The organism is Lentzea miocenica, from assembly GCF_033949945.1.
Lineage (GTDB): Bacteria > Actinomycetota > Actinomycetes > Mycobacteriales > Pseudonocardiaceae > Lentzea > Lentzea miocenica.
In genome coordinates, this window is record NZ_JAXAVW010000057.1 from 24,539 (window position 1) to 35,081 (window position 10,543).

Here is a 10,543-nt window from a genome sequence, read left to right on the forward strand (position 1 = left end):
GCTACTTCTTCTTCGGCCCTTGGGTGATCGCGCCGGACGGGTGCCGAACCGGTTTGTGCGCGCCGTCTTCGAGGAAGACGTGCACACCGCCGGGATCTCCGACGTAGCGGGCCACTCTGGACTTGCGTGCCAGCTTGGCGGCGGCCTTGATGCACTCGTCGCACATCGGCTTCGCCGATGCTGCGGTAACGGCTCCCGCGGCAAGCAGCTTCAGTTCGGAGTGCGAGCACTGGTACAGGCCGGGTGAGTCCTTTGGGTCGAAGACGTGGCCGGCCGGTTCGTGCCCGGCGTCCAGCGACTCCCGACGGACCGCTTCGGTGGCGGCGATCTCGCCCTTGCCCCATCCGCTCAGGACCGGTGCGCCCGTGCCGTCACTCGCGACGTTCTGCTTCGCCTCGATGTTGGGCAGGGCGGCGAACAGGTGAGAGGCCTCCAGGATGCCTGCCTGGTGGACGGGATCGTCGAGACGGCTGGTCCTGGCTTCCGGATCGTCGACGTCCCAGGTGAGGTCGAACTGGCTCAGCGGATCCCGGGTCCGTTGCAGGCTGGCGTGCACACCCCAGTGGTGACCTCTGGGCACCGGTTCGAGCACCTCGACCCCGTACCGCACCCGGATCGCACCGAGCAGGGGCTTCAGCGCGGCGCCGCCGACTGGCCTGCCCGCGAACCGGTTGGCCGCGGCTACGCCTGCCCGCAGCGCGGCGTCCTGCCGTTTCTTCCTGCCTTCCTGGCTGTCGTCGCCGCCGTAGACCTTCGACTTGACCCACTGCCTGCCTTTGTCGACCTTGCCCTTCACCCATGCCTTGCCCGCCGCGACCTTCGCCTTCACCTTGCCGCTGACGTTCTTGAGCCTCTTGATGATCGGGCCCGCCAGCGTCAGCCCCTTCTTGATCACCCAGTCGAGAGCCTTGTTCACCGGCTTCTGCAGGGTCTCGATGATCGACCGGATCTTCGCGCCGATGCCGCCCAGCCCGATGGCGCTCGCGAGGAATCCGATGATGATCGGGACCATCTGGCCGAGGACGTCGTTGATCTTGTCGACGACGCCGCCCACGTTGCCGCGCACGATGTCGGCCACCGAGTCGATGACGGTGTTGACGAACTTCATGATGCGGCTGCCGTTGGTCACGAAGAACATCACGACGTCGTAGATCAGCTTGCAGGCCTTGATGAACGCGGCGGCGGGGTTGAGCAGGCCGATGAGCCAGGTGATGCCGGCGGTGATGATCTTCGTGATCACGAAGTCCTTCACCTGCGCGAGGATCGTCTCCTTGATGTCGCTGAGCTTCTCCATCAGCATCTGCCACAGGCCGGACACGCCCTGGGTGGTCAGGACCTGGAAGATCTCGACGCCCTTCTCGGCCGCCGCCATGGCCTTCTCGCCGATCTGCCTGACCAGGCGGCTGCGGATGTTCGACCACGTCAGGCCGAAGATCGACGCCAGCAGCTTGATGATGCCGCGCACGTCGAACTTCTCCGGGAGTTCGATGCCCGCGTCGGCGAGCGCGCCGAACAGCCAGCCCATCAGGCCCTTGCGCAGGTGCTCGAGGATGTTGTCCTTGAACTTGAGGATGCCGCCCTTCACGCCGGCGATCAGGTTGCCGAGGAACTCGACGGGCTTCTTGACGATGTCCCCGACCACTGCGGCGGCGCGGGACAGGACGTCGCGCAGCATCGCGGCGAGTTCGCGGATCGTGTTGACGACGCCCTTGACCGCGTCGACCGCGGCGTCGACGAAGCCCTTGTTCTCCGCCTGCAACGCTTCGATGCGTTCGTCGACGGCCTGGCGGGCCTCGGTGTACTTGGTGGCGAGGGTGTCGACGACGGCGTTCTGCTTGTCGGTGACGTCGCTTTCGAGCTGCTCGAAGCGGTCGTTGATCTCGGCGGACGCGTCGGCGCCTACCTTCTGCAGGTCGGGGGAGAGCGTTTTGACGAACGCGGCGATCTCGGCCTTGCCGGTCGCGATCTTCTGCTTGGCCAGGGACAGGTCGTTGCCCACGATGTCGGCGACGCGGGAGATCACGCCGTCCATCTGTTTCAGGTACAGCTCGCGGCCGGCGGTGTAGAACTCGTTCACCTTGTCCGGCACGCTGAGGACCTTGTCCTTGATCCAGCGGTATCCGCCGAGCCAGCCGCTGTACCGGTCCTGCTTGTAGGCGTTGACCTTGGCGGCCACAAAGGACTCGAACGCCTGCCGGGCAGCGGCCTCGCCCTTGGCGAACTCGGTCTCGACCTTCGGGTCGATGGCCCCGAGGATCTTCTTCACCTCGGTCTCGGTGGCCGCGAAGATGCCCTGGATCCTCGTCGTCACCTCCGCGCGCTTGGCCTCGTCCTTGGTCTTCGTCTTTCCCTTGTCCGCCACCAGCTTCGCCAGTGCCGCACCCTTGGCCCCCTGCATCCCGGCCACACCACCGGCGGTGACCGCGCCGGCCTCGGCCTTGGCTTGGCCGATCACCTGCTGTTCCTGCGCGCGGACCTGGGCCGGTGCGGTGTCGGCGTGCGCGGCGGCGGTCTGCTTGGCGTCCAACGCTTGTTGGAACTGCGGCTCGTTCGACTGCCGCATCTGCTCGTCGGTGACGTCGCTCTGTTCCTGCGCGACCTGCTGTTTGCCCGCCGTCAGGTCGGTTTGTGACGGCGGCGCGGGCTTCGGCGCGGCACCCGCGGCCGGGATCGCCGGGGCGGCGCCGGGGTTCTCCTGGGCCATCGGCGTGACCGGCTTCGGCACCGCCTTCGACTGGTCAGGGGCTGCGTCGGTGGCCGCTTCGATGTCCTTGGCCTGGCCCTCTTTGCCTTGGGACACCATGCCTTTCACCTCGGAGGCGACCCCGTCGGCCTTGCCCTGCGGTGAGGTTCCCTCCTGCAACGTCTTGGGCGACTTCGCCTCGATCGCGGTCTTCACCGCCGCGATGAACGCCTGCTTGTCGAACGACCCCGCCTGCTGCGCGTCCATCGAGTCGACCTTGGAGGCCTTCGCCTGCCCCGCGAGGTCGTCGGCAGGGGCCTGCGCGGCGTCCTGCGCCTCCTTCGCCTTGGCCGCGGCGGGCGGATGCGCCCTCTTGGCGGCCGCGAACCCCTTGACCTTCTCGGTGACCTGCATGAACGCCGGATCGGCCGCGGCCACCGCGGGGACAACGGGCGCTGCCGCGGGTTTCGCCGACGCACCACCGGCTTTGGCAGCGGGACGGGCGGCCGCCGTGCCGAGTTTGGACTTCGCCGGCACCGGTTTCGCAGGCGGTACGGGCTTCTTGGGCTGCACCGCGTTCGGGCCGAACCCCGTCGTCGTCACGGCCAGCGCGGACGCGGGCGGCTTCGGTCCCTCCAACGTCACCGGCACGCCCGCCGACTGGGCCGCCTTGAGGCCCTTCTCGACCGTGTCGATCTCGGGCTCGCTGCCGCGGACCTCCTTCAGCGCGGCGTCGATGTGGCCGAGCGCCGCCTGGTCCGGCTGCTTCTGCTTGGCCGCCATCAGCGCGCCCACGGCCGCGTTGCCCGCGTCTCGTTGCAACGCGAGCAAAGCGTGCGGGCTGCCGGAGACAGCGGGGCCCGCCTTGCGCTTGCCGTCCGCGAGAGCACCCGTGACCTCAGCTGACCGGCGTGCGGCGACCATCCAACGAGCCTGGTCGCCCCACTTCGTGTGGAACACGACCCCGAGACACCCGCAGGGGCGGGAAAATCCGCCCTAAGGGGCAGCGATCACGTGGACCTTCTTGGGTGCCATCACCTTCAGCACCGACTTGGCCTCGCGGACCACACCCGCCATGTCCTGCTTCGTGGTCTTGAAGTACGGCTCGATCGTCAACGTCGCGGTGTCCTTCGTCTCCACGACGTTCCACGTGCCGCGCAGGAACCCGTCGACGAGGAACGTCGGCGGGAACACGCCGTTGCGCACGGCACCCCACCGCGAGCGCGCGTCCTCACTCATGATCCTGGTCCGGTCCGCATGCCCCAGCAACACGTTGTCGAACGCGGGCAACAGCCGTGCCGGCGCGGGGGTGTCCTCCGGCACGATCACGCCGTCCGGCACGTCCAGCAGCACCTTGCCGTCCTCGTTCCTGTACTGCACCAGGTCCAGGCCGGCCGCATGCGCCTTCAACCCGGTCAGCCGCGACCACGCCTGCATGTCCGCGAGCGTCGCCGGCCCGAACGCCCGCAGGTATCGCGTGATCAGCTCCGGCACCGCGGCGGTCTCCGGCAGGTCCCGCCCGAGCCACGTGGCCATCGCCACGTTCTGCGGAACGCCGCCCACGCCCCAGATCCCGCGCGGCGGCACCTGGACCATCGGCACCAGCATCTGCGCCTGCGTGGACAGCTCCCGCGCCTTCGCCTCGGGGAAGTGCTTCTCCAGGTGCGCGCCGACCTCCGCGACCGTGCGCGGTTCGGTGTCGACGTACTCGCGGGTGATCCGCGCCAGCTCGGCCAGGTCGAGTTCGACCCTGCCGGCCGGCGGCATCACGTTGCGCGCCCACTTGTTCAGCTCCGGCTGCAACGCCGTGCGCATCAGGTAGACGTCGTCGGCCGAGATCAGGTGCAACGTGCCGCGCCACAACGTCATCCGCACCAGCGAGCGGTCGATGATCAGCCTGCTCAGCGCGTCGACCTGGAACGAGTCGAGTCGCGTCCACAGCGCCAGGTACGGCGGGATCGGCGCCTGGGCCTGGAGACCGCCGAGGTGCTCGACGGCCGCCACGATCGGCGTGGCCGTGCGCTCCAGGAGCAGTTGCCGCGCCAGCAGCGTGCGGTTGAGGGTGCGGGTCGAAAGTGTTGTGCTCACCGTGATCCGAAGAACTTCCTGATGTCCTGGACCAGCAGGTCCGGTTCCTCCATCGCGGCGAAGTGACCACCGCGGTCGAACTCCGTCCAGTGCACGATCGTCGGGATCATCTTGTCCGCCAACGATCGCACCGGCGCGCCGATGTCGTGCGGGAACACCGCGACGCCGGTCGGCACCGTGGTCGGCTGCTGCTTGCCCCACGCCGCCGACTGTTCCTTGTACAGCTGCGCGGACGAGCCCGCCGTACCGGTGAACCAGTAGATGGACACGTTGGTCAGCATGTGGTCGCGGTCCACCGCGTCCTCTGGCGTGCCCTCGTTGTCCGTCCAGTCGTGGAACTTCTCCACGATCCACGCCAGCTGGCCGACCGCCGAGTCCGTCAGCCCGTAGCCGAGCGTGCGCGGCCGCGTGCGCTGGATGTGCATGTAGCCGGAGAGTTCCTTCTGGTAGTGGTCGAGCGACTCCAGCGCCCGCAGCTCGTCGGACGTCAGGTCGTTGACGCCCTGAGGGCGGAACGTCATCAGCATGTTCAGGTGCACGCCGATGACGTGCTCGGGGAACACCCTGCCGATCTCCTGAGCGATGGTCGAACCCCAGTCGCCGCCCTGCACGCCGTAGCGGTCGTAACCCAGGCCCTCCATCAGCTTCGAGAACGCCCACCCGACGCGCAGCACGTTCCAGCCGGGCCTGCGCACCGGGCCGGAGAAGCCGAAGCCGGGGATCGACGGGATCACCAGGTGGAAGTCCTCCGACAGCGGCTCGATCACGTTCAGGAACTCGACGAACGAGCCCGGCCAGCCGTGGATCAGCAGCAACGGCACCGCGTCCGGGTTCTTCGAGCGGACGTGCAGGAAGTGGATGCGCTGCCCGCTGATCTCGGTCGTGAACTGCGGGTAGGAGTTGATCCGTTCTTCCTGAGCACGCCAGTCGAACCCGGTCGCCCAGTACTCGGCGAGCGGGCGCAGGTAGCTCAGCGGGATGCCGTAGGACCAGCCGACTCCCGGCATGTCCTCCTCCGGCCACCGCGCGTTGCCCAGGCGGGAACGGAGGTCGTCGACCTCGGCCTGCGGGACCTCGATGCGGAACGGCGTGATCTCCATGGCCCCCACGCTATGAGCTCATGCGGACAGCTCCGGTCCGCTTTGACCGTGATTCAGCAGAACTTCTCGATCAACTCCTCGAAGAACCCGCCCGCCTCGATCGCCGCCTTCTCCTGGTCACCGTCCCGGACCGCGTGCAGCAGGCCGGTGTGCGACACCTGGTCGGTTCCAGGCTGGCTGGTGTCGACAGATGCCGCCACCGAAGCCTTAACAGCCTCGGTCAAGCCCTGGTAGAGCTCTGCCAGAAGGGTGTTGTGCGAGCACTGCACGAGCAGCACGTGGAACGCGGTGTCGTGCTCGATGACCTCGGCCCACTGCTCGGCCTCCATCGCCGCGTCGCGCTTGCGCAGCAACTCGGTGAGGCGGGCCAGCTCGGCGTCGGTGCGGTGCTTGGCGGCGAGACGCGCGCCCTCCATCTCCAGGGTGCGGCGGACCTGGAGGACTTCCTTCAGCTCTGTTCCGCACATGCGGCGGACCGCGCCGGACAGCTCGCTGGTCGCGCGGACGAACGTGCCGTCGCCCTGCCGCACCTCCAGCAGGCCGGCATGGGAGAGGGCGCGCACGGCCTCGCGGACCGTGTTCCTGCCCACTCCGAGCGCGGTGACCAGCTCGGGCTCGGGCGGGATGCGCTGCCCGACGGGCCATTCGCCAGTGGTGATCGCGCTGCGCATCTGCTCGATCACCTGGTCGACTAGGCCCGCCCGTCGGGTAGTGGCCAACGGCACAGCGTCATCCTTTCATCCGAACATCCTACGTCTGCGATAGTGGTGCGCGTGACGATTCAGCAGACGACTTATGCCGCACAGACTGCCACCGATCGGGGTCGCAGGGTGACGGTCGTCAAGAATCGTCACGTTCCGCTGGTCGGGTCCACGCTGCTCGCGATCGGGGTCGCCCTCGCGGCGGCGAATCTCCGCCCAGCCGTGACCAGTCTGGCCTCGGTGCTCGGCGATGTCCGCGCCGCCCTTGGGGTTTCGGCCGCTTGGACCAGTGCGCTGACGGCCGTTCCGGCGCTCTGCTTCGGCTTCGCGGCGTTCGCGGCGCCGTGGCTCGGCCGCCGCCTCGGCATGGCCCGTGCGATCGGACTTTCTCTGGGGGTGCTCACGCTCGGCCTGGTGCTGCGCGTGATCGACGGTCCATGGGTCGTGCTGGGCGGCACTTTCATCGCCTGTGCGGGCATCGCGGTGTCCAACGTGCTGATCCCGGTCGTGGTGAAGGCGTCCTTCCCGGACAAGGTCGGCCTGTTCACCGGTGTCTACACGGGAACGCTGGCCGCCGGTGCCGCACTCGCCGCCGCGCTGACCCCGCGGCTGGAGGACTACCTCGGCTCGTGGCGCCTCGCCGTCGGTGCGTGGGCGCTGCTGTCGGCCGGCGCGGTGATCGTGTGGTTCGCCGGTGCGCGGCACGGTTCCGAGGCGTCCGTCGTCCGGTCTGCCGCTCCGGTGGAGAAGCGCTCGTTGCTGCGCAGCCCGCTCGCGTGGGTGATCACCGTGTTCTTCGGCCTGCAGTCGCTGTTCGCCTACACCGTCATGGGCTGGCTGCCCGCGATGCTCGTGGACGCCGGGGTCGACCGGAACACCGCGGGCATGCTGCTCGCGGTGTCGATGCTGCTCAGCGTCCCGGTGAGCCTCTTCGTGCCGCCGATCGCCGCGCGGTTGCGCAGCCAGGGCCCGATGGTGCTGGCGCTCGGCGTGCTGTCGTTCGCGGGCATCCTGGGCATGCTGGTGGCGCCCGCCGCGGCGCCCGGCCTGTGGGTGGTGCTGATCGGGTTCGGCATGGGCATGTTCCCGCTGGCGCTGCTGGTGATGTCGCTGCGCACGAAGTCCACTTCGGACACCGCGCGGCTGTCGGCGATGGCGCAGAGCCTCGGCTACCTGATCGCGGCTTCTGGGCCGTTCGCGTTCGGCGTGCTCCGGGAGGCCACCGGCGCCTGGACGACGTCGCTCGTGCTGCAGCTGACGTTGCTCGCCGGCCTCACCGTGCTCGGCGTGATCGCGGGCCGTCCGCGCTACGTCTAGTCAGGAAATCATCTGGTCAGGAATCGAGAAGCGGCGGATTCGCGCTGGTCCTAGCGTTGTCGGCATGGACATCAACATCGCAGCCACGTTCCTCCCGCACACCGACCCCGACGCCTCGCTGGCCTTCTACCGCGACCTGCTCGGCTGGGAGGTCCGCCTCGACGTCGGCCAGGGCACGATGCGCTGGATCACCGTCGCACCGGTGGGTGCGGCCTCTGCCGTCGTGCTCGAACCGCCCGCGATGGCCGAGGGCCTCACGGACACGCAGAAGACCGCCATCACCGAGATGATCGAGAACGGCTCGTACGCGTTCATCAACCTGTCCACGCCCGACCTCGACAGCGTGTTCGACAAGCTTCAGGCGGGCGGCGCGGACGTCGTGCAGGAGCCGACTTCGCAGCCATGGGGTGCACGCGACTGCGTGTTCCGCGACCCGGCGGGCAACACCGTCCGGATTCAGCAGGCCTGAGGGTCAGTTCGAGACGAACCCGCGGTGCAGCACCGTGAGCCGATCGGCGAGGTAGCGAGCCCATGCCTGCGCCCGCTCCCAGTCCGGTGCCGCACCGCCGAAGCTCACCGGCCCGCCGGCCCCGAGCTTGCGCACCATGCGCGCGACGTCGTTGGGCACGGGCGGAATGCCGCGGTGGAACAACCACACCGGCGTGTGTTTGAGGGAAGCCTTGTGTCGTCGCACAAACCGATGTGCATCGCGTGTCGCGGCGTCACCCATGATCACGGCACCGAACCCGTGCAGTGTTTCCGCGGCGGCGACCGAGAGCACGGTGACTCTCAGCCCGCAGCCGGCGAGTTCGGTGCCGATGATCTCGGCGATCTCATCGGTGGCGGCGGTTTTCGAGGTGTAGGCGACGAGAACTCTGTCTGTCATCGCCGCATTGTTCTCCGTTGCCAGGCTTTCCGGCAGTTGCGGAAGTCCCTGTCGCTTAAGGCCTTCAGTCGTTCAGAACGTTCAGTCCAACGGCAGGTTGAGAAGTGCGTTCTCGACGAGTTCCGGCATCGCGGGGTGGATCCAGTACTGGCCTCGTGCCATGGACTTCGCGTCCAGGCCGAAGCTCATCGCCTGAATGAGCGGCTGAATCACCGATGACGCCTGCGGGCCGATGATGTGCGCGCCGATCAGCTGGCCGGTGGCGGGGTCCGCGAGCAGCTTCGCGAAGCCGGTCGTGTCCTCCATGGCCCAGCCGTACGCGATGGAGGCGTAGGCCTGGCTGGCGGTGACGTAACGGATTCCCTTCGCCTTGGCCTCTTCCTCGGTGAGGCCGACGCTGGCGATCTGCGGGTTGGAGAACACCGCTGCCGGGACGAACCGGTGGTCGCTGGCGATGGGGTTGTCCGGGTTCAGCAGGTTGTGCTGGACGACGCGGGACTCGTGGTTGGCGACGTGCTTGAGCTGGTAGTCCGAGCTGATGTCGCCCAGCGCCAGGATGTGCGGCTGGCTGGTCCGCTGGTACTCGTCGACCTTGATCCGGCCGTCGGAGTGGAGTTCGAGGCCTGCTTTGGTCGCGTCGAGCAGGTCCGTGTTCGGCTGCCTGCCGACTGCCACCAGGAGTTGGGACGCCTCAACGGTTTCCTCGCCGTCGGGGCCTTCCATGTGGAGTTTCACGCCGGTCGGGGTCTTCTCGGCGCGGGTGGTCTTGCGCTGCAGGCGGACGTCCCACTTCTGCTTGGCGACGTCGGTGAAGCGCTCGGCGATCTCCAGGTCCTCGTGGCGGAGCAGGAGGTTCGAGCGGCCGATCAGGGTGACCTTGACGCCGAAGCTGCTGAAGACGTGGGCGAACTCCGAGGCGATGAAGCCGCTGCCGAGGATGATCAGGCTCTCGGGGAGTTCGTCCAGGCGCATGATCGTGTCGCTGGTGTGGAAGCCGGTGGTTTCCAGGTCGGCGATGGCCGGGATGGTGGGGCGGCTGCCTGCCGCGATCACGATCCGGTCGGCGGTGATGGTCTCGCCGGTACCGGTGTTGATGGTGTGCGCGTCTTCGAAGGTCGCGGTGCCTTCGAAGACGGTCACGTTGGCGTTCTCGTTGGCGCGCCAGTTCCGGCCGCCTTCGGCGATCGGATCGATCCTGTTGAAGATGCGGTCGCGGATTTCGGGCCAGTGGACTGCGTCCAGCGTCGCGTCCACGCCCAGTTTCTTGGCGTTGGCCGGGGCTGCGGCCTGGTCTGCGGTGTGGACGAACATCTTGGTGGGGATGCAGCCCACGTTCAGGCAGGTGCCTCCGAAGGTGCCCTTTTCGAGGATGGCGATTTTCCAGTCGGCCATCGCGTCGTTGGGGATGGAGTTGCCGGAGCCGGTGCCGATGATGACCAGGTCGAAGTGCCTCACGTGTGGATCCAACCATTGGGTGGGGGCTGGTGTTCCCCGGATGGGGTTACGTGGGGCTTACGGAGGGGGTCGCGTTCCGATTCCGCGGCCTTGTCGGGTGGTCGCCTTGCGTAGGGCGCGTCACCTTGAGTGCTTCCCCTGGGGGCGCTGCCCCCAGACCCCGCCAATCTGATCAGGGGGTACCACGCCACTCGCGGGTTGATGGCACGCCAGTTGCGTTGGGCGGCTGCCGGTTGCGTAGGTGGTGCGGTCCGGGCGGGTCCCCGTCACAAGCCGCGCCAGAGCGGGCCACACCTGAGGAGGGGTGTCAAAC

At 68.0% G+C, this 10,543-nt stretch carries 8 protein-coding genes; 2 read left to right on the top strand and 6 right to left on the bottom strand.

What is annotated here, in order from left to right; genetic code table 11:
• Window position 1 precedes the first annotated feature (1 nt).
• From SK803_RS43770 to SK803_RS43785, 4 genes are all read right to left on the bottom strand, one after another.
• A complete protein-coding gene (locus tag SK803_RS43770) occupies window positions 2–3,607 on the bottom strand; it encodes a phage tail protein (protein WP_319972153.1) in 3,606 nt (1,201 codons plus the stop codon).
• Window positions 3,608–3,679: 72 nt separating this feature from the next.
• A complete protein-coding gene (locus tag SK803_RS43775; RefSeq protein ID WP_319972154.1) occupies window positions 3,680–4,771 on the bottom strand; it encodes a winged helix DNA-binding domain-containing protein in 1,092 nt (363 codons plus the stop codon).
• Window positions 4,768–5,871: an epoxide hydrolase family protein gene (locus SK803_RS43780; protein ID WP_319972155.1), complete on the bottom strand. Its 1,104-nt coding sequence runs from the start codon at window positions 5,869–5,871 to the stop codon at window positions 4,768–4,770. The genes SK803_RS43775 and SK803_RS43780 overlap by 4 nt, the downstream gene beginning before the upstream one ends.
• A gap of 53 nt (window positions 5,872–5,924) precedes the next feature.
• A complete protein-coding gene (locus SK803_RS43785; RefSeq protein ID WP_319972156.1) occupies window positions 5,925–6,596 on the bottom strand; it encodes a FadR/GntR family transcriptional regulator in 672 nt (223 codons plus the stop codon).
• A 48-nt stretch (window positions 6,597–6,644) separates the two neighbouring features.
• Here SK803_RS43785 and SK803_RS43790 point away from each other — a divergent pair, with 48 nt between their 5' ends.
• Window positions 6,645–7,889 (top strand): CynX/NimT family MFS transporter, encoded by a 1,245-nt coding sequence (locus SK803_RS43790; RefSeq protein ID WP_319972157.1) that lies wholly within the window; start codon window positions 6,645–6,647, stop codon window positions 7,887–7,889.
• Window positions 7,890–7,953: 64 nt separating this feature from the next.
• Window positions 7,954–8,358, top strand: coding sequence for a VOC family protein (locus SK803_RS43795; RefSeq protein WP_319972158.1), 405 nt, complete (start codon window positions 7,954–7,956; stop codon window positions 8,356–8,358).
• Window positions 8,359–8,361: 3 nt separating this feature from the next.
• Here the strand turns inward: SK803_RS43795 and SK803_RS43800 are convergent, their stop codons facing one another.
• Together SK803_RS43800 and SK803_RS43805 are read right to left on the bottom strand one after the other, a co-directional pair.
• On the bottom strand, window positions 8,362–8,775 hold the full coding sequence (locus SK803_RS43800) for a flavodoxin domain-containing protein (RefSeq protein ID WP_319972159.1): 414 nt from the start codon (window positions 8,773–8,775) through the stop codon (window positions 8,362–8,364).
• A gap of 81 nt (window positions 8,776–8,856) precedes the next feature.
• Window positions 8,857–10,230: a mycothione reductase gene (locus tag SK803_RS43805; RefSeq protein WP_319972160.1), complete on the bottom strand. Its 1,374-nt coding sequence runs from the start codon at window positions 10,228–10,230 to the stop codon at window positions 8,857–8,859.
• Window positions 10,231–10,543: the final 313 nt, after the last annotated feature.